Origin of the sequence: Rhodanobacter umsongensis (assembly GCF_042654965.1) — a bacterium.
GTDB lineage: Bacteria > Pseudomonadota > Gammaproteobacteria > Xanthomonadales > Rhodanobacteraceae > Rhodanobacter > Rhodanobacter umsongensis.
In genome coordinates, this window is sequence record NZ_JBHSMK010000005.1 from 159,861 (window position 1) to 178,712 (window position 18,852).

Sequence of the window (18,852 nt, forward strand, 5' to 3'; positions counted from 1 at the left end):
CGAAGTGTCCAACCAGTTCACGGCAGGCGCGGTTGTCTACGCCAGGAACACAGCCAAGGTCAGCGCTTTCTACGCAGAAATCGCCGGCCTCCACATCACACATGCAGAACAAGATCATGTCGTGCTCGAATCGGCGGCTTTTCAGCTCGTGGTCGTTGCCGTTCCCGCCCGGATTGCCGCCACCATTCAAGTCGCCTCGCCGCCGCAACCCCGCGAGGACACCGCGATCAAGCTGGTCCTGCCGATCGCAAGCATTGCCAGCGCGCGCGTGATGGCGCCGTCGCTCGGCGGGCAGCTCAACCCGCCCGAGCGTGAGTGGCAGTTCCAGGGTTCAAGCGTTTGTGACGGTCACGACCCCGAAGGCAATGTGGTGCAGTTTCGCGAGGTCGCGCCCTGATTGCAGCACCAGGCCGCAGGCCCGATCCACAAGCTGAAGGAGGCTGGAATGGGACGAATCGTCGTCATGAATCATCTGACGCTGGATGGGGTGATGCAGGGGCCGGGGCGCCAGGATGAGGATACCCGCGGCGGATTCACGCAGGGTGGCTGGGCCCAGCGGTCCGCGGCGGCCGGGGATGCCACTGGCAAGGCGATGAGCGAGCGGATGAGGGCCGGTGGCGGCTTTGCAGGATGGCTGTTCGGACGGCGGAATTATGAGGATCTGATGACGAGTTGGAACAGCCGGGGCGGTCCATTCAAGGAGGCGCTCAACAGTGCGCCCAAGTACGTCGCATCGACCACCTTCAAGGAGCCGCTGCCCTGGCCCAACTCGACGCTGCTGCGCGGCAACCTCCTGGAAGCCGTGCACGCGCTCAAAAATCAAATCCCCGGTGTGCTGGCAATCATGGGAAGCGGTGAATTGATCGCCTCCCTGATGGCCGGGGACCTGATTGACGAGTACCTGCTGATGATCCACCCGCTGGTCCTCGGCGCGGGGCGTCGGCTCTTCACGGGCGATTCGAGCATGCGAATGTGGCTGACCGACTGCACCACCACGCCGGAGGGCATGGTCATCGCCACGTACGAACCGGGGAAGGCCTGATCGCAGATCGGGGAATCAGCTTGAAGTCCATCGGATTGCGCTCCAACAAGTCCCGCAAGAGACCTCCGGTCAGCGGCTGGCGAAAAGCCGTTCGCCGCTTGACTCGGGCGCCGGGCGCCACGCGACAATCTGGCGAGCGGCACCCCGGGAACGTGCGAGCTGGTGCGGTGGACCTTTCCCAACCGCCGATGACCCCGGTTCGTGGACCCAACTTCCATCACTGCATGGCGGATGATGATCCGTCGCCGAGACCACCATGAAGCACCCGCCCCATGACCTGCCCGTTTATCGCGCGTTGACGGGCCCCGACGATGCCGCCTTCTGCCGGCGTGTCAGCGAAGCACTGGCACTTGGCTATGAGGTGCATGGTTCGCCGGCGGCCACGTTCGATGGCCACCAGGTCATCCTGGTGCAGGCCATCATCTGGCCCGGCACGAAAGGTCATTCTCCAGGCACCGCACGGTGACTGGTTCTGCGCAGCGCCCGCTGGAGTCCGGCGCACACCGGAGGTTTCAATGATCTGTCGCATGTGGCATGGCGTCACCACCCGTTCGAAGGCCGATGCGTATACGGCCTTCCTCGAGCAACGGGCTGTTCCCGACTACCGTTCCGTGCCCGGCAACCTGAGCGTTGCGGTGTTGCGCCGTGACGAGGCCGAGCTCACGCACTTCATGACCGTTACGCATTGGGAATCGGAGGACAGCATCCGCGCCTTTGCGGGCGAGGATCTCCTCAAGGCCAAGTACTACCCGGAGGATGGGGATTTCCTTCTGGGGTTCGAGCCGGCGGTGCAGCACTTCGTGGTCACGGCATTTGCAGAGGCCGGCTGACACACCGCAAGCGTTCCGTCATCCCCGCACGCGCCAGCTCCTGGACCGAGTCGCTCCATGGGCGGCTCGGGATGGCTAAGCTTGTGGGCGTTCCGCCGGTGCGATCGCCATGAGCCATATCGGAAAGCCGCCTTGCGATTCCGTCGTCATCCTTAGTGGCATGGCGGGGGCGACGACGTGCCATGCGTCATCGCGGCGCTGGACGCTGCTGGCGGCGATCATCGGTTCCGGCCTGGCGTTCATCGACGGCACCGTGGTCAATGTAGCGCTGCCAGCCATCCAGCAGGATCTGAATGCCGGCACGGCCGATGCGCAGTGGGTGATGGAGTCGTATGCGCTGTTCCTCGCCTCGCTGCTGCTGGTGGGTGGCGCGCTCGGCGATCGCTTCGGTCGCCGGCGCATGTTCATGCTGGGTGTGGCGTTGTTCACGCTGGCCTCGATCGGCTGCGCCTTGTCCCTCAATGTGAACCAGCTGATCGCAACGCGCGCGCTGCAGGGCATCGGCGCGGCGCTGCTGGTGCCGGGGAGCCTCGCGCTGATCAGCGCCACCTACCCGCAGGCCGAACGTGGCGCGGCGATCGGCACGTGGTCGGCGTTCAGCGGCATCGCCGCAGCCGTCGGGCCGGTGATCGGCGGCTTCCTGATTGAACACTACGCGTGGCGCTGGGCGTTTGTGCTGAACGTGCCGGTCGGCGCGGTGTTGCTTTTGTTGTGCGCGATGAAGGTGCCTGAAACCGTGGACGCGTCGCGACGCCGGCCAGTGGACCTGGTCGGCGCGACGCTGGTTACGCTGGGGCTGGCTGGCGTGGTGTTCGCGCTGATCGAGGCGCCCGGGCGCGGCTGGACGGCCGCGCCGATCCTGCTGGCTGCCACGACGGGCGTGCTGGCGCTGGCATCTTTCGTGCGGGTCGAAGCGCTCGGCAACGCGCCGATGTTGCCGTTGGCGCTGTTTCGCCAGCGCGATTTCGCCGGTGCGAACCTGCTGACCCTGCTGCTGTACGCCGCGCTCGGCGGCGCGCTGTTCTTCCTGCCGCTCAACCTGATCCAGGTGCAGGGTTACGGCACCACCGCGGCCGGCGCGGCGCTGCTGCCGTTCATCGCGATCATGTTCCTGCTGTCGCGCTGGGGGGCCGCCTGGTCGATGTGATCGGTTCGAAGCCACCGCTGATGATCGGCCCGGCCATCGCGGCGTGCGGCTTTGCGCTGTTCAGCCTGCCGTCGATCGGCGCGGTTTACTGGAGCGGATTCTTTCCGGCGATCTGCGTGCTCGGCCTGGGCATGAGCATCACGGTGGCGCCGCTGACCACCACGGCGATGAACGCGGTGGGCGCCGAGCTCGCCGGCACCGCGTCGGGGGTGAACAATGCAGTGGCGCGCGCGGCCGGGCTGCTGGCGATCGCCGCGTTCGGCATCGTGCTGACTGCAGCGTTCGACGCCCGCCTCGACGAAGCGCTCGCGCAGCTGTCGTTGCCGCCCGGCCTCGCCTCGGCCGTACTGGAACAACGCGCCAAGCTGGCCGGCATCGTGATACCCGCCGATGCACCGGCCGCCGCGGCAGCACCTTTGCAGCGCGCCATCGGCGATGCGTTCGTGGCCGGTTTTCGCTGGGTGATGTGGCTGTCCGCCGGCCTCGCCCTGCTCGGCGCACTGTGCGCGTGGCTGCTGATCGACGGCAGGGATCAGCGCGCCGCGGACTGACGCCTGGCATCACAGCCGCGCCTCGATGCGCAGGCCACGCGGGGTGAGCCAGCGTTCGATACCTTCGAACACGCCCTGCACCAGCAGCGCCAGCACGGCCGCAGGTATGGCGCCTTCCAGGATCAAGCCGATGTCATCGAGACGGATGCCGGTGAGGATCGGCTGGCCGTAGCCGCCCGCACCGATCAAGGCGGCCAGCGTGGCCGTGCCGACGTTGATCACCGCCGCGGTCTTGATGCCGGCCAGGATCGAGCGCATCGCCATCGGCAATTCCACTTCGCGCAGCCGCACGCCCGGTGGCAGGCCCAGCGCGGCCGCGGATTCACGCAGTTCCGGCGCGATGCCGACCAGGCCGGCATAGGTGTTGCGCACGATCGGCAGCAGGCTGTAGAAAAACAGCGCCGCCACCGCCGGCCACGTGCCGATGCCGAACAGCGGAATCATGAAGACGAACATCGCCAGCGACGGCACCGTCTGCAGGATGCCGGTGAGCCCGAGCACCACCTGGCCGAGCCGCTGCAGCCGCGCCGCCAGAATCCCCAGCGGGATCGCCAGCACGATGGCCAGCCCCAGCGAGAGCACCACCAGCTTCACGTGTTCCACGCTGCGCTGGAGCAGGCGCGACCAGAAACCGGCGCCATCGGCGTCCGCGCGCGCGCCGAGATAGTCAGCCGCCACCACGCCATCCTTGACGCCCTGCAGTTTCACCCGCGCATTCATGCGGCGCATCGCGTCTTCATCGATGCGGCCGGCCAGCTGGCGCAGTGCCATCACCAGGGCCGGCGCACTGCGTTCCAGCTGCAACCGGTACAGGTACACCGCTTCGTAGCGCGGGAAATAATGCCGGTCGTCCTCCAGCGTGCGCAGGTGGTAGTAGGGAATCTCCGCATCGGTGCCGTACAGGTCGATCGCATCGACGGCGCCGCTGGCCACCGCGCGATACGACAAGGTGTGATCGAGCCCGCGCACCTGCGTCTGCGGCAACCCGTAGCGCTGGCGCAGGCCCGGCCAGCCATCCGCGCGATCCATGAACTCGTTGGAAAAGCCGAAGCGCAGCCCCGGCAGCGCCAGCAGGTCGGAGATGCGGCGGATATGCAGCTGGGCCGCGCGATCGGCGCGGACGCCGAGCGCGTAGGTGTTGTTGAAGCCGAGCGAGTCGGTGATGCCGATACCCCGCGGCTTGAGTTTTGCGCGCAGGGTGGCGATGTCGGCATCCGGCGCCACGCCCTTCAGCAGCTCGTGGGTGATCGTGCCGGTGTATTCGGCATAGACGTCGATATCGCCGTGCTGCAGCGCGCTCCACAGGATGCTGGTGCCGCCCAGCTCGCGCGCATGCACCGCATCGACGCCAGCATCGCGCGCGACGATCCGCGCCACTTCGCCCAGGATCACCGATTCGGTGAACTGCTTGGAGCCGATGCGCACCGGCTGCGCCTGCAGCAGCGCTGGCAGCAGGAGCAGCACGCCGGCGTGCAGCAGCCATTTCATGGCGAGCGCACCGGCAGCCGGCGCTGCGCCTGCACAAAATGGGTGACGAAGGCCGACGCCGGACGGTCGCGCAGATCCTCGAAGCGGCCGTCCTGAACCACCGCACCGCCGCGCAGCAGCACCAGCCGCTCGGCAAACCAGACGGCCTCGGCGAGATCGTGCGTGACCACGATCACCGTCTTGCCGAGTTGATCGAAGATGATCTTCAGCTCGTCCTGCAGCTCGTGCCGCACGATTGGATCGAGCGCGCCCAGCGGCTCGTCCAGCAGCAAGGCATCGGGATCGAGCATCAGCCCGCGCATCAGGGCGACGCGCTGGCGCTGGCCACCGGACAGCTCGGCAGGGTAGCGCTCCAGCACCGCCGGGGGCAGGTGCGTCAGTGCCGCCAGCTCGTGCGCACGCTGGCGGATCCGCTGCGCGTTCCAGCCGAGGTGGCGCGGCAGCAGCGCCAGATTGCCCAGCGCCGTGAGGTGCGGGAACAGTCCGCCGTCCTGGGTCAGGTAACCGACACGTCGACGCAGCGCCAGCACGGCGCTCCGCTCGAGCACCTGGCCATCGACCCTGACGCAGCCCTGGTCGGGCCATTCCAGCCCGAGCAGCAGGCGCAGCACGGTGGACTTGCCCGAACCGCTGCTGCCGATCAGCGCGGTGGTGCTGCCCGCAGCGAACGCCAGGCTGACGTCGTCAAGCGCCAGCACGCTGCCATAGCGCTTGCTGGCATGCTCCATCGCGAAGGCTGCACGCGATGTCGCGCCGGCATCCGGCAAGCAATGTCGATCGGGCAAGGCCATGGCCCCGGACTCTAGCGCATGCCGGCGACCGCCGAAAATCGTCCGGCAGCTGCGGTTCGCACCGACGTGGATGCGGGGTCGGAGGGATCCGCGCGCGGCCGGGCGGAGGCGTTTGAAGCTGCGCTCCGTCGCGTCGCATACTGCAGCGGGGGCCAGGCTCGCTCTTCGGGTCGTGCGCGGCAACGCCCTACTCATCGCCAGAGGAGCAGCACGATGCGAAGCAAGCCGGTTCTGCTGATGCTTGGGTTGCTGGCGCTGGCCGGTTGCCAGACTGCGCCGCGCCGCCCGGCGCCGCCGGACCTGATTGGCGCGGCGACGCCCGTCGGCTTTCCGCCCAGCGTGCGGCTGGTCACCACCGACCTGTGCACGTTCACTGCATTGGCGCCGGATTTCTTCAGCGGCATTCGCACCGCGGCAACCGATGGCTCGGTCGACATCCTGGCGCTGTCCGGCGGCGGCTCGGGCGGTGCCTACGGCGCCGGTGCACTGGCAGGCATGAGCCGCGCGCATACGCGCCCCCAGTTCGAGATGGTGACCGGAGTGAGCGCGGGCGCCCTGCTGGCGCCGTTCGCGTTTCTCGGATCGACGTGGGATGCGCGCATGCAGCAAGCCTTCACCGGCGAGCGCAGCGCACGGCTGCTGCGTTCGCCTACCCGCAGCATCTTGTCCCGCCTGCTGTCGCCGCGTGGCCTGGCGCATCGCAACGCGCTGTTCCAGCTGGTCGATCACTTGGTCACGCCGGAGATGATCGATGCCGTGGCACGCGAGGCCGGCAAGGGCCGCCGGCTGGTCGTGGCCACTACCGATCTGGACAAGCACGAGACCGTGTTGTGGAACCTGGGCGAGATCGCACGGCACGGCGGCAGCGCCGCACGCAGGCTGTTTCGCGACGTGCTGGTCGCATCGGCCAGCGTGCCGGGCGTGTTTGCACCGGTGCTGATCCATGTGCGCGACGGCGCTCGTGAGTACGACGAGATGCACGTGGACGGCGGCGTCACCACCTCGGTATTCAGCACGCCGCTGATCGTCGGCGTGCAGTCGACCGAGCTGCCGCTGCTGCGCGGTGCCCACTTGTACATGATCGTCAACGGTCAGCTCGCCCGCACGCCGCATACCACGCGCTACAACACCATCGACATCCTGTCGAACGCCTTCGCCGCCGAGCTGACCTACAAGACCCGCGAGGCGATCGTGGACAACATCGCCTCGGCGAAACGGTTGGGTATGACCTTCAGCCTCACCGAGATTCCGGTCGACTACCCGCAGACCAGCTTCATCGACTTCGATCAGCAACACATGCAGGCATTGTTCGACTACGCCGCCGATTGCGCATTGCATGGGCTGCTGTGGCTGACCCCCGCGCAGTCGGTCCGGCGCAACATGATGGCGGACCAGGTGCCTGTCACAAGCCGTACGGCCTGCCCTGTCGAGGCCACGCAGCCCTGACGCGCGGGCGTTTCGCCGCACCCGCGGTTTGCCCGACGCCACACCGCCCAAGTGGTTGAACCGGTGCGCGCCAGCACGTTGCCGTTGGCCGTGCTCTGCACCGGCTCTGCCGACCGAGGCCACCGCGCGCATACTCACCCGCACCGGTCGACATCCGCTGATCGCCCCTCTGTCCGCGCGTCACGCGGTCAGAGGGAATGGACGTCCATAAGCACGGACGCTTCCGTATGGCGCTACGCTTCCGCCAACCCGCCTGCACGCCTTGCCTTTGCCGACCGAGGGCTGAAAGTAGCCGCATGGATCCTGGGACAAGTCGCGAGCGAAGCGCCGGCAATGCGCCTGGTTGAACCAGGGTTGATCCATCCCGAATGCGGGGGCAAAAAACAAAAGGCCACGCAAGAGCGTGGCCTTTTGTCGGGTGCGTGGGCGCGTTTTATTTCTTCATCAACTGCGCAAGCGTCCTGCCGAGATCCGCCGGCGACTTCACCGTGGTGACGCCGGCCTTTTCCAGCGCGGCGAACTTCGCCGCCGCGGTGCCCTTGCCGCCGGAGATGATCGCGCCGGCATGGCCCATGCGCTTGCCGGCCGGGGCCGAGGCGCCGGCGATGAACGACACCACCGGCTTGGTCACGTATTCGCCGATGAACTCGGCCGCGTCTTCCTCGGCGCTGCCGCCGATCTCGCCGACCATGATGATGCCTTCGGTCTGCGGGTCGTCCTGGAACAGCTTCAGGCAGTCGATGAAGCTGAGGCCGTTGATCGGGTCGCCGCCGATGCCGATGACCGTGCTCTGGCCGAGGCCTTCGTTGGTGGTCTGGAACACGGCTTCATAGGTGAGCGTGCCGGAACGCGAAACCACGCCGACCTTGCCCTTCTGGTGGATGTGGCCGGGCATGATGCCGATCTTGCATTCGCCGGGGGTGATGATGCCCGGGCAGTTCGGCCCGATCAGCACGATCTCCGGATGCTGCATCAGCACGTTCTTCACGCGCAGCATGTCGAGTACCGGAATGCCCTCGGTGATCGCCACGATCACCTTGATGCCCGCATCGATGGCTTCCAGGATCGAGTCGGCCGCGAACGGCGGCGGCACGAAGATGACCGACGCGTCGGCACCGGTCTCGAGCACGGCCTCATCCATCGAGTTGAAGACCGGCAGGCCGATATGCTCGGAACCGCCCTTGCCCGGGGTCACGCCGCCGACGACCTGGGTGCCGTAGTCGAGGCACTGCTGCGCATGGAAGGTGCCCTGCTGGCCGGTGAAGCCCTGCACGATCACCTTGGTGTTCTTGTTGACCAAAACGCTCATTCGATTACTCCTCAGGCCTTCGCGGCAGCGACGGCTTTCTGGGCCGCATCGTTGAGATCATCCGCCGGCGTGATCGCCAGGCCGGAGTTGGCCAGCAGTTCGCGGCCCTGATCGACATTGGTGCCCTGCAGGCGCACCACCACGGGAATCTTCAGACCCACTTCCTTCACCGCGGCGATGATGCCCTCGGCGATCAGGTCGCAGCGCACGATGCCGCCGAAGATGTTGACCAGGATGCAGCGCACCTTGTCCGAGGACAGGATCAGCTTGAACGCCTCGGTCACGCGCTCCTTGGTGGCGCCGCCGCCGACGTCGAGGAAGTTGGCCGGCTCGCCGCCGGCCAGCTTGATCACGTCCATCGTCGCCATCGCCAGGCCGGCGCCGTTGACCATGCAGCCGATCGAGCCGTCCATGGTCACGTAGTTGAGGTTGTACTGCACGGCGGCCGCCTCGGCGGCATCCTCCTGGCTCAGGTCGCGCATCGCGGCCAGATCCGGATGGCGGAACTCGGCGTTGTCGTCGGAGTTGACCTTTCCGTCGAGCGCGGCGAGGTTGCCGTCTTCGAGCACGGCCAGCGGGTTCAGCTCGACCAGGGCCAGGTCCTTCTCGTTGAACAGCTTGTACAGGCCCAGCATGATCTTGGTGAGCTGGTTGACCTGCTTGGCGGTCAGATCCATGGCGAAGCCGAGCTGGCGGCACTGGTACGGCTGCAGCCCCTCGACGAAGTCGATCACGATGGTGTGGATGTCTTCGGGCGTGTCCTTGGCGACCTGCTCGATGTCCACGCCGCCGTGCTTGGAGGCGATGAACGAGACGGCCTTGGAATCGCGGTCGACCAGGATCGACAGGTACAGCTCGCGGGCGATGTCGGTGGCGTCGGTCACCAGCACCAGGTTCACCGGCAACGCGCGGCCGGCCGACTGGTAGGTTTCCATGTGGGTGCCGAGCATGCCTTTGGCGGCGGCGCGAACGTCGTCGAAGCTGCGGCAGAACTTGACGCCGCCGGACTTGCCGCGGCCGCCCGCATGGATCTGCGCCTTGACCATCCATTGCGTGCCACCGAGTGCCTTGGCGGCGTCGACGGCAGCGTCGGGGGAATTGGCGATCTTGCCCGGCGGCACGGCGATGCCGTATTGCGCGAACAGTTCTTTGGCCTGGTATTCGTGGAAATTCATTCGATACCTCGAGCGAACGGAAAAACGATGGCGGCCGCACGCTGGCACATCGGCGTGGGTCAGGAAGGTCGGACGGCGGATGGACGCACTGCCGGCATGCGATGCGCCCTGCGTGCTGGCAGAAACCGCGCCATGCGGCCGCCCATTTTCGCGGAAGCGGACGGCAATGGAAAGGGCAGCCGGTTTTCTGCCGGCGCAAAGGCCGGTTTGACGCGCCCTGGCCCGGCGGCAAGCGCCGATCAGCCCGTCTATACTCGACCGGAACCGCCCCTGGAGTGCCCAGCAACGTGTCCAGTACACCGTCCTTCGCTGCCGCCACTGCCGGTGCCGTCACGGTTCGTCACGAACTGTCGTTCCTCAACGGCTTCCGGCTGGTGCAGGCGCTGGTGTATGTCGGTCTTGCGTTCGGCCCGGCGGGCATGGGCTGGCCCGAACTGGCCACCCCGGGTTTCGCCCGCGCCGTGGCCATGGCCTATCTGCTCTTTGCACTGCTGGCGGTGCTGCTGAACCGGCGCAGCATGCCGTACGCGCGAACGGCGGTGGCGTCGGCGCTGGTGGTGGACATCGCCGCCGCCGTGCTGGCGATTGCGGCGATGCACGATGCGCGCATCGGCATCGCGATGATGCTGGCGGTGAATCTCAGCGCCGGCGCGCTGGTGCTGCCGTTGCGACTGTCCACCTTCTTTGCCGCGCTGGCCACGCTGGGCATGCTCGGGCACACCTTCTTCGGATCGTCGTCCGACCACCCCGGCGACCGCGATCTGCTGGAAGCGGCGCTGTTCGGCCTGGCCTACTTCGCTACTACCACGCTGTGCCACGTGCTCGGGCGGCAACTGCGTGCCACCGAGGCGCTGGCCGAGCAACGCAGCACCGACCTGGCCAATCTGGCCCAGGTCAACGAGCTGATCATCCGCCGCATGAAGACCGGCGTGCTGTTGGTCGACGACGCCAACCGCATCCACCAGATCAACGAATCGGCGTGGATGCTGATGGGCAACCCCGGCGCCGACCAGCGTGACCTCGGCCAGCTGGCGCCGGAGCTGTCGCGCCGGCTGTACCACTGGATGACCTCCGGCAAGCTGGACGAGACCGCCACCCAGCTCGCCGACGGCGTGCCCGAGGTGGTGCCGCGCTTCACCCGGCTCGCGCCGAACGACGATTCGCACGTACTCATCTTTCTCGACGACACTTCGTTGCTGTCGCGCCGCGCCGAGGAGCTCACGCTGACCTCGCTGGGCCGGTTGTCCGCCTCCATCGCGCACGAGATCCGCAACCCGCTGGCCGCGATCCGCTACTCGGCGCAGCTGCTGGCCGAGTCCAAGAGCATGGACAGCACCGACCAGCGCATGGTCGAGATCATCAACAACCACTGCATCCGGCTCAACGAGATTATCGAGAACATCCTGCAGCTGTCGCGCCGTGAGCGCTCGCGGCCGGAGACGCTCGATCTCGGCCAGTGGGCGCAGGCCTTCGTCGAGGAATACAGCCAGGGCAACGACCTGGGCGCCGATTCGCTGCGGGTGATCGCCAGCAGCGGTGCGCCGGTGGCCGCGGTGGCCGACCCGCAGCAGCTGCAGCAGGTGGTATGGAACCTGGTGCAGAACGCACTGCGCTACGGCCGCCTGCCGGGTGAACCGGCACGGGTGATGGTGGTGACCCGGCAGGGCGAACATGGCGTGCCGATCCTGGAAGTGATCGACCGCGGCCCCGGCATCGCGCCGAAAGTGGCCGCGCAAATCTTCGAACCGTTCTACACCACCCACGAATACGGCACCGGCCTGGGCCTGTACCTGGCCCGGCAGATGAGCGATGCGAACCAGGCGGCGCTGGAATATGTGCGCGTGGCCGGCGGCGGCAGCTGCTTCCGGCTGGTGCTGACCCCACCGGCGCGCAGCCCGGCCGACGCCACCGACACCGCCCAGGTCGCCACGCGCTGAGCCTGGACCGGGCGAAGCCGGACGGGACATCCAGACTGCTGCCCGGCAACCGCCCGCGCCTCGAAAGCCCGCGAACGAACGATGCGCGGTTTGCTCAGGTAGAACGCACGACGAGACTGACCGGCAGGCATTCGGAGGTTGCGGGCTCGCCTTCGATCAGCGCCAGCACCTTGCGCGCGAGCAGCATGCCGCCTTCCTGCCAGTCCTGCCGCACCGAACTCAGCGGCGGCAGGAAGCTGGCGGCCAGCGGCATGTCGTCGTAGCCAACCACTGAGACGTCGCCAGGCACCGAGCGCCCCAGCTCCAATGTGGCGCGGATCGCGCCCATCGCCAGCAGGTCGTTGCAGGCGAAGATCGCATCGAAGCCGACCTTGCGCGCGTGCAGCGAGCGCACCGCATCCATGCCCGAATCCAGCGTGAATTCATCGCGCCGCATCAGCAGAGGCTTGATCCCGTGCACCGCCAGCGCATCGACGAAGCCACTCAGGCGCTCATAGATTTCCGGGTGGCTGGGGTTGCCGACGAATACCGGCCGGCGCCGGCCCAGCGCGATGAAATGATCCGCCACCGCTGCCCCGCCGCGGCGGTTGTCGCTGCCCACCACGACGTGCGTATCGCTCTGCGACTGAGCGCCCCACACCACCATCGGCAGGCACAGCTTGTCGAAGCGGCGCACCGCATCCTGGTGCGCGCCCTGGCCCAGCAGAATCAAGCCATCGGCGGCCTGCACGGCCGCCGCGGTGGCGCCTTGCCGCGTGGTCAGCAGCACGCTGAAACCGGCCGCGGTCAGCTCCTGCGAAATGCCCCCCAGCAGCACCAGCGGGTACGGGTCGAACATGGTGCGATCGGTGGATGGCTTCATCTCCACGATCACCGCCACCGTGTGGCTGCGGCGCAGGCGCAGATTGCGCGCGCTGATGTTGAGCTTGTAGCCGTGTTCGCGTGCCAGCGCCTGGATCCGCTCGCGCGTTTCCGGATTGACCAGCGGGCTGTCGCCCAGCGCACGCGACACCGTGATCTTGGACACCCCGGCCAGCTGCGCCAGATCGGCCATGGTCAGGCCGCCTGACGCGTTTTTGCGCGCGCCTGTCTTGCTCAACTATCTGATTCCCTTGACTGGCTGGCCGATCCCGTGCCGCGACGCTGCCGGACTGCAGCGATGCCCCGGACCGGCTTGCAGTGTGTCGACATTCGTCCCGCCGATGCAACCACGCCCACCTCGCTTGGCCGCGCCAGACACCCTGCGGACGTACCAGCCAACCCGTGCCCAACCCGCCTGGCCACCCGAAATAGCAGCTTTCCCGAGCCGGTCCAACAAAATGTTATCGGTATCTTGATACCGATAACATTTAATGCGAAGCTCGCCGCCAGCCGCAGCCCCCGGGCCAGCCAGCCCGACACCTTCAGGCAGAGAACAGGAATTCCCAGTGGATCACTTTGCAGTGGTGCCGCTCGACACCCAGGTGCCGGCCATCGACGAGAAGGCCGCGATCGATCCGTGGCTGCTGCTGCGCCATGGCACCGATCCGGCGGGCTTCGCCCAGGACGAGAGCCTGTTTGCGCTCGCCAACGGCACGCTCGGCGTGCGCGGCAATCTGGAGGAGTGCGACAGCCCCAGCCAGGCCACCTTGCTGTCCGCGGTATGGGAACGCACGCCGATCGACTACCACGAACGCTTCCCCGGCTTCGCCAGCCATACCGACACGCGCATCCCGGTGGCCGACGCTGCGCGTATCCATCTGCGGCTGGGCGATACGCCGGTACGGCTCGATCAGGGCGAATGGCTGCATTTCGAGCGCGCGCTGGATCTGCGCAACGGCAGCTACCGGCGCCGGCTGCGCTGGCGATCGCCCGAAGGCGCCACGCTGGAGATCGAGGCCGAGCGCATCGTGAGCCTGCACGATGCCGGGCTGCTGGCGATCCACTATCGGGTGCGCTCGCTCGACTACGCCGGGCCGATCACGCTGGAGTCCTCGATCAGTACCGCGCGCGAAGCGGCCGGCCAGGGTTTCGACCCGCGCATCGGCAGCCGCATCGACGGCGGCCTGAGCACCGTCGACGCCTGCGCAGAAGAGGATCTCGCCTGGGTCGGCCAGCAAACCACCCACAGCGGCATCGGGCTGGTTTGCGCGCAACGCCACCAGCACGCCGGCGACTTGCAGTTCCGCTACGCGAACCTGGCACCGCACGGCGTGCTCCAGGTCTACGAAGGCATGCTTGCGCCGGGCCAGGCCGTCACGCTGGACAAGTACGTCGCGTATGCCTTCACCGCGCCGCTGGCAGGCGATCCGCAAGACAGCCTGCTCGCGCGTGCAAGGAGCCAGCTGGACACGGCCATCGCGCTCGGCTACCCCGCGCTGTTGGCGCGGCAGGCCCAGGCGTTGTCTGCGCTGTGGGCGCGCGCCGATCTGGCGATTGACGGCGATCCGGCGACCGAACAGGCGCTGCGCTTCAACCTGTTCCACGTGTTCCAGTCCAGCAGCCGCGACAGCCACGGCACCGCCGCCGCCAAGGGGCTCACCGGCGAGGGCTACGAGGGCCACTATTTCTGGGACGCCGAGGTGTTCATGCTGCCGGTGCTGGCCACGCTGGCGCCGCAACTGGCACGCGCCATGCTCACCTGGCGCTTCCGCACGCTGGACAATGCGCGCCGCCACGCGCGCGAACTCAATCACCCGCGCGGTGCGCTGTACGCCTGGCGCACGATCAGCGGCGACGAGTGCTCGTCATATTTCCCCAGCGGGTCGGCGCAGTACCACATCAACGCGGCGGTGGCGTGGGCGATCCGGCTCTATGTCGACGCCAGCGGCGACGATGCGTTTCTGCTCGAATGCGGCGCCGAGATGCTGTTCGAGACCGCGCGCATCTGGCTGGAGATCGGACATTTCAGTGCCCGCCACGGCAATGCATTTTGCATCCGCGAAGTTACCGGCCCGGACGAGTACTCCGCCCTCGTCGACAACAACCATTACACCAACCGGCTGGCGCAGCGGCATCTGCACGATGCGGCTGCCGTCGCCGACTGGATGGCGCTGGCCCATCCGGCCGAACACGCGGCCCTGGCCGAACGGATCGAACTGCGCGCCGACGAATCCACCGAGTGGCGCCGGGCTGCCCGGGCAATGCACCTGCCGGTCGACCCCGCGCTCGACATCTTTCCGCAGGACGACGGCTTCCTCGACAAGCCGCGCATGCCCGCCATGCCCGCCACCGCCCCAAGCCGGCAGCCGCTGCTGCTGCGGCTGCATCCGCTCACCCTGTACCGCCACCAGGTATGCAAGCAGGCCGACACATTGCTGGCCCTGATGCTGGCGGGCGAGCAGGTCGATGTCGCCGCCAAGCGCCGCAACTTCGACTATTACGAAGGTGTCACCGTCCACGATTCGACCTTGTCGGCCTCCACCTTCGCGGTGATGGCCGCCGAAGTGGGCCACGCCGAAAAGACGCACCGCTACTTTATGGACACCTTGCGCGTCGACCTGGACGACCTGCACGGCAACGCGGCGCACGGCTTGCACATGGCGGCGATGGCGGGCAGCTGGCTCGCCCTGACCTGGGGCTATGGCGGCCTGCGCGTGCACGGCGGCCTGCCCGCCCTGGCGCCCAAGTTGCCGGCGGCCTGGCGCAGCTACCGCTTCGGCCTGCGCTGGCGCGATGCACATCTGCGCATCGAGGTCGATGGCGCGGGCGTGCTGTACACACTGACCGAAGGAAGCGCCCTCACCTTCCTGCACGACGGCCTGCCGCAGCGCCTGCATGCCGGGCAGCCGCTGCGCCTGCCATGCGTCGGTTTTGCAGAGGCCGAGCCGGCGCCGCTGCCGCCATTGAAAGCGGTGATCTTCGACCTGGATGGCGTGATAGCCGACACCGCGGTGGTGCATCACGCGGCCTGGAAGCGCCTGGCCGAGGAGATCGGCGTGCCCTTCGACGAGGCCACCGGCGAGCGCATGAAAGGGGTAGACCGGCGCGGCTCGCTGGAGATCCTGCTGCAGGCCGCCACGCGCTCCTTTACGGAGGACGAGAAGCACGCGCTGGCTGCACATAAGAACGACTACTACCGCGCACAGATCGAGCGTTTCGGACCGCAGGACCTGTTGCCCGGCGCGCGCTCCGCGATCGAACAGGTGCGCCAGGCCGGGCTCAAGGTGGCGCTGGCCTCGGCCAGCCGCAATGCCGGCTTGCTGCTGGAGCGCCTCGGCATCGCCGACTTGTTCGACGTCGTCGTCGACGCCAACCGGATCAGCCGCTCCAAGCCCGATCCGGAAATCTTCCTCGCTGCGGCAAGCGCCTTGGGCGTGGCGCCGAACGAGTGCATGGGCGTCGAAGACGCCGTGGCTGGCATCGCCAGCATTCACGCCGCGGGGATGGCGGCGGTGGGAATCGGTCAGGCATCGGCGTTGGCCGAGGCGGATCTGGTGTTACCGGACATCGCGGCATTCGATATTCAGATGGTTACCACAAACCGAACGGCGAACAGGCGCAAACATGCCGCCTGACATGCCGACCAGAACTCAAACTGATGGGGAGGACGTGACATGGGCAACAACAAGCAACTGACTCGATTGATGCTGTCGGCGGCCATAGCGGGCATTCTCGTGTCCGCCACGGCCATGGCCCAGGACAGCACGCAAACGCAGGGTACGGCGACCGCGCCGGCAAGCGCCCGCAAGACTTCGCAGCAGAAGGCGGCCGAGGCCAAGACCACCACAACCCTGCAACAGGTGGTGGTGACCGGTTCGGCGACCGGTGTGAAGAAGATCGACGCCAGCTACACGCTCACCACGGCGAACGCCGAGCAGATCAAGATGGCCAACCCGAAGAGTACCGCTGATCTACTGAAGATCTCGCCCGGTCTATGGCCTGAATCCACCGGCGGCCAGACTGGCGCCAACATCGAGATCGCCGGCTTCCCGGGCGGCGGCGATGCCCCCTACTTCTCCACCCAGCTGATGGGCTCGCCGCTGTACGGCATGCCCACACTGTCGTTCTTCGAGACCACCTCGATCTTCCGCCTCGACGACACCGTGGAGCGCGTGGAAATCCTGCAGGGCGGCCCGTCGGTAGTGTTCGGCGACGGCCAGATCGGCGCCACCGCAAACTTCATGCTGAAACAGGGCACCGAAGTGCCGTCCGGCAGTATCGGCGTCACCTATGGCTCGGAAAACCTGAAGCGCGTCGACGGCTTCTACGGTTTTCCGATCGCCGCCAACTGGTACGGCAGCGTGGGCGGCTTCTATCGCGATTCCGATGGCGTGCGCGATCCGCAGTTCGCGGCCGACAAGGGTGGCCAGTTCACCGCCACGCTGACCCATGATTCCGACAGCGGAACGATGATGTTCTACGCCCGCCGGCTGGACGACAAGAACCAGTTCATCACACCGATCCCGCTGATCCAGAACGGCACCGACAACTTCAGCGCCTACCCGGGCTTCGACCCGCTCAAGGACACCTACAACAGCAAATACATCCAGCACGTCCATCTCGCCGGCTATCCGGGCGGCGGCACCAACGCCGACCTCGCCAACGGCCGCGGCGCAAAGATGAACTTCTTCGGCGGCAACTTCGACTACGACCTGGGCAGCGGCTGGACGATCAGCGACAAGTTCCTCATCGATGCCGGCGACGTCGACACCAATGCGCTGTTCTCCGGCTCCAACCCGGCCACCTTGAACGACGAGCTGTACAACACCCCGACCAGCCAGGGTGGCTTCGGGCTTCCGGCCGGTTCGGCCACGGCGACCTACGCCGGACCGGGCGGCGGCGGCGCGGTCGACCCGAACCAGAGCGTGATCCACCAGGGCTGGTGGTACATCCACAAACACCTGAAGAACATCAACAACGACTTCCGCCTCAGCAAGGAGATCTTCGAGGGCAACACGCTGACGGCGGGCGTGTACCTGGCGCACTACACGATGGACGACAAATGGGCGCTCGGCAACCAGATGCTGATGACGAATACGCCCAACGCGCGCCCCATCATGGTGAGCTACAACGACGCGGGCACCATCAAGCAGCTGACCGACAACCAGGGCTTCCTGGACAACGGCGGCTTCAACATCGCCCAGCACGGCAAGGCCACCAACAAGGCGTTCTACCTCTCCGATTCGTGGCGCGTGGGCCCGTGGCTGTTCGATGCCTCGGCGCGTCTGGAGAACCAGGACGCGACCAACAACGTGTGCAATCTCACCAACGTCGATCTGGACGGTGATCCGAACACGCTCTACAACAACTCCGTACCCGTGTGTAACGGCACTTTCGCCAACACCAACTACAACAAGACCCACACCTCGTGGACCGTCGGCGCCAACTACGAGCTGGCCGACAACATGAGCGTGTACGTGCGCGCCAACAAGGGCGTGCATTTCGCCGACTTCGACAACGGCATCCGCGGCGCCACCACCGGCAACACCGCGCCGGTGCAGAAGATCCAGAACCTCGAGGGCGGCTTCAAATACCAGTCGGATCTGATCTACGCCGACATCAGCATCTACCACAAGCAGTTCAATGGCCTGTCGTTCCAGCCCACGGACGGCGCCGGCACGCCGGTGGGAGCGCCGGCGCTGTACGGCTCGGACTCCAAGGGCATCAACCTGTCCGGCGCGATCACCCCGATCGAGAACCTGAAGCTGATGCTGGTGGCCAACTACCTCGACGGCCACTACTCGCACAACAATTCCTGCTTCGTTTTCACCAACCTGGTCACCGGCGTCAGCGGCTGCCAGTTCATCAATGGCGAGCAGTTGCAGCGCCAGCCTAAGGTCCACTATGCGTTCACGCCGAGCTACCGGATGCCCTTCTCGTGGGGTGACGTGACCGCCTTCGTGACGTTCACCCATGTGGGCCCGCATACGCAGGATCAGTCGGGCCTGCAGCAGCTCGGCAGTTACAAGACGTGGGACTTCGGCGTGATCGCCAACGTCGAGAAGAACTGGCAGCTGCGCCTGCAGGGCACCAACATCACCAACGAGCTGGGGCTGACCGAAAGCAACTCGCGTATCTTCGGCACGGCTGCTGCCGGCGGCGTGATCCTCGCACGGCCACTGGAAGGCCGTGAGGTCAACTTCGAGGTGAAGTACCTGTTCTGAGTCTGAAGTTGGTGCAGGATGCGTGGTCCGGATCGAACCCTCAGAGCGATC

15 protein-coding genes are annotated in these 18,852 nt (G+C 66.8%); 10 read left to right on the forward strand and 5 right to left on the reverse strand.

Annotated elements, in window-relative coordinates; all coding sequences use genetic code 11:
* Positions 1 to 4: 4 nt before the first annotated feature.
* The 6 genes from ACFPME_RS09935 (at position 5) to ACFPME_RS09960 (ending at position 3,570) form a co-directional block, all read left to right on the forward strand.
* Positions 5 to 397 carry a VOC family protein gene (locus tag ACFPME_RS09935; protein ID WP_377304723.1) on the forward strand — a complete coding sequence of 131 codons (393 nt, stop codon included), beginning with the start codon at positions 5 to 7 and terminating at the stop codon, positions 395 to 397.
* Between the two features lie 48 nt (positions 398 to 445).
* Positions 446 to 1,042 (forward strand): dihydrofolate reductase family protein, encoded by a 597-nt coding sequence (locus tag ACFPME_RS09940; protein WP_377304725.1) that lies wholly within the window; start codon positions 446 to 448, stop codon positions 1,040 to 1,042.
* A 256-nt stretch (positions 1,043 to 1,298) separates the two neighbouring features.
* Positions 1,299 to 1,508 (forward strand): DUF1737 domain-containing protein, encoded by a 210-nt coding sequence (locus tag ACFPME_RS09945; protein ID WP_377304728.1) that lies wholly within the window; start codon positions 1,299 to 1,301, stop codon positions 1,506 to 1,508.
* A 61-nt stretch (positions 1,509 to 1,569) separates the two neighbouring features.
* Positions 1,570 to 1,872 (forward strand): antibiotic biosynthesis monooxygenase family protein, encoded by a 303-nt coding sequence (locus ACFPME_RS09950; RefSeq protein WP_377304730.1) that lies wholly within the window; start codon positions 1,570 to 1,572, stop codon positions 1,870 to 1,872.
* Positions 1,873 to 1,981: 109 nt separating this feature from the next.
* Positions 1,982 to 3,019 carry an MFS transporter gene (locus ACFPME_RS09955; protein ID WP_377304732.1) on the forward strand — a complete coding sequence of 346 codons (1,038 nt, stop codon included), beginning with the start codon at positions 1,982 to 1,984 and terminating at the stop codon, positions 3,017 to 3,019.
* 20 nt (positions 3,020 to 3,039) lie between these two features.
* Positions 3,040 to 3,570, forward strand: a complete 531-nt coding sequence (locus ACFPME_RS09960) for an MFS transporter (protein WP_377304734.1) — start codon at positions 3,040 to 3,042, stop codon at positions 3,568 to 3,570.
* Positions 3,571 to 3,579: 9 nt separating this feature from the next.
* Here the strand turns inward: ACFPME_RS09960 and ACFPME_RS09965 are convergent, their stop codons facing one another.
* Positions 3,580 to 5,058 (reverse strand): ABC transporter permease/substrate-binding protein, encoded by a 1,479-nt coding sequence (locus ACFPME_RS09965; RefSeq protein ID WP_377304736.1) that lies wholly within the window; start codon positions 5,056 to 5,058, stop codon positions 3,580 to 3,582.
* Positions 5,055 to 5,849 (reverse strand): ATP-binding cassette domain-containing protein, encoded by a 795-nt coding sequence (locus ACFPME_RS09970; RefSeq protein WP_377304739.1) that lies wholly within the window; start codon positions 5,847 to 5,849, stop codon positions 5,055 to 5,057. Before ACFPME_RS09970 ends, ACFPME_RS09965 begins: the two co-directional genes overlap by 4 nt.
* A gap of 213 nt (positions 5,850 to 6,062) precedes the next feature.
* Here ACFPME_RS09970 and ACFPME_RS09975 point away from each other — a divergent pair, with 213 nt between their 5' ends.
* Positions 6,063 to 7,295, forward strand: coding sequence for a patatin-like phospholipase family protein (locus ACFPME_RS09975; RefSeq protein ID WP_377304741.1), 1,233 nt, complete (start codon positions 6,063 to 6,065; stop codon positions 7,293 to 7,295).
* Between the two features lie 433 nt (positions 7,296 to 7,728).
* Here ACFPME_RS09975 and sucD read toward each other — a convergent pair whose 3' ends face one another.
* A complete protein-coding gene (gene sucD / locus ACFPME_RS09980) occupies positions 7,729 to 8,604 on the reverse strand; it encodes a succinate--CoA ligase subunit alpha (protein WP_377304743.1) in 876 nt (291 codons plus the stop codon).
* Positions 8,605 to 8,615: 11 nt separating this feature from the next.
* Positions 8,616 to 9,827, reverse strand: coding sequence for an ADP-forming succinate--CoA ligase subunit beta (gene sucC, locus ACFPME_RS09985; RefSeq protein ID WP_377304745.1), 1,212 nt, complete (start codon positions 9,825 to 9,827; stop codon positions 8,616 to 8,618).
* Between the two features lie 239 nt (positions 9,828 to 10,066).
* Between sucC and ACFPME_RS09990 the strand changes: the two genes are divergently transcribed.
* Positions 10,067 to 11,716, forward strand: coding sequence for a sensor histidine kinase (locus tag ACFPME_RS09990; RefSeq protein WP_377304748.1), 1,650 nt, complete (start codon positions 10,067 to 10,069; stop codon positions 11,714 to 11,716).
* 94 nt (positions 11,717 to 11,810) lie between these two features.
* Here the strand turns inward: ACFPME_RS09990 and ACFPME_RS09995 are convergent, their stop codons facing one another.
* Positions 11,811 to 12,770 carry a LacI family DNA-binding transcriptional regulator gene (locus tag ACFPME_RS09995; protein WP_377305409.1) on the reverse strand — a complete coding sequence of 320 codons (960 nt, stop codon included), beginning with the start codon at positions 12,768 to 12,770 and terminating at the stop codon, positions 11,811 to 11,813.
* A 373-nt stretch (positions 12,771 to 13,143) separates the two neighbouring features.
* Between ACFPME_RS09995 and pgmB the strand changes: the two genes are divergently transcribed.
* Both pgmB and ACFPME_RS10005 read left to right on the forward strand, forming a co-directional pair.
* Positions 13,144 to 16,212: a beta-phosphoglucomutase gene (gene pgmB / locus ACFPME_RS10000; RefSeq protein ID WP_377304750.1), complete on the forward strand. Its 3,069-nt coding sequence runs from the start codon at positions 13,144 to 13,146 to the stop codon at positions 16,210 to 16,212.
* Between the two features lie 39 nt (positions 16,213 to 16,251).
* The gene (locus tag ACFPME_RS10005) at positions 16,252 to 18,801 is read left to right on the forward strand and encodes a TonB-dependent receptor (RefSeq protein ID WP_377304752.1); all 2,550 of its coding nucleotides are present in this window, start codon (positions 16,252 to 16,254) and stop codon (positions 18,799 to 18,801) included.
* Positions 18,802 to 18,852: the final 51 nt, after the last annotated feature.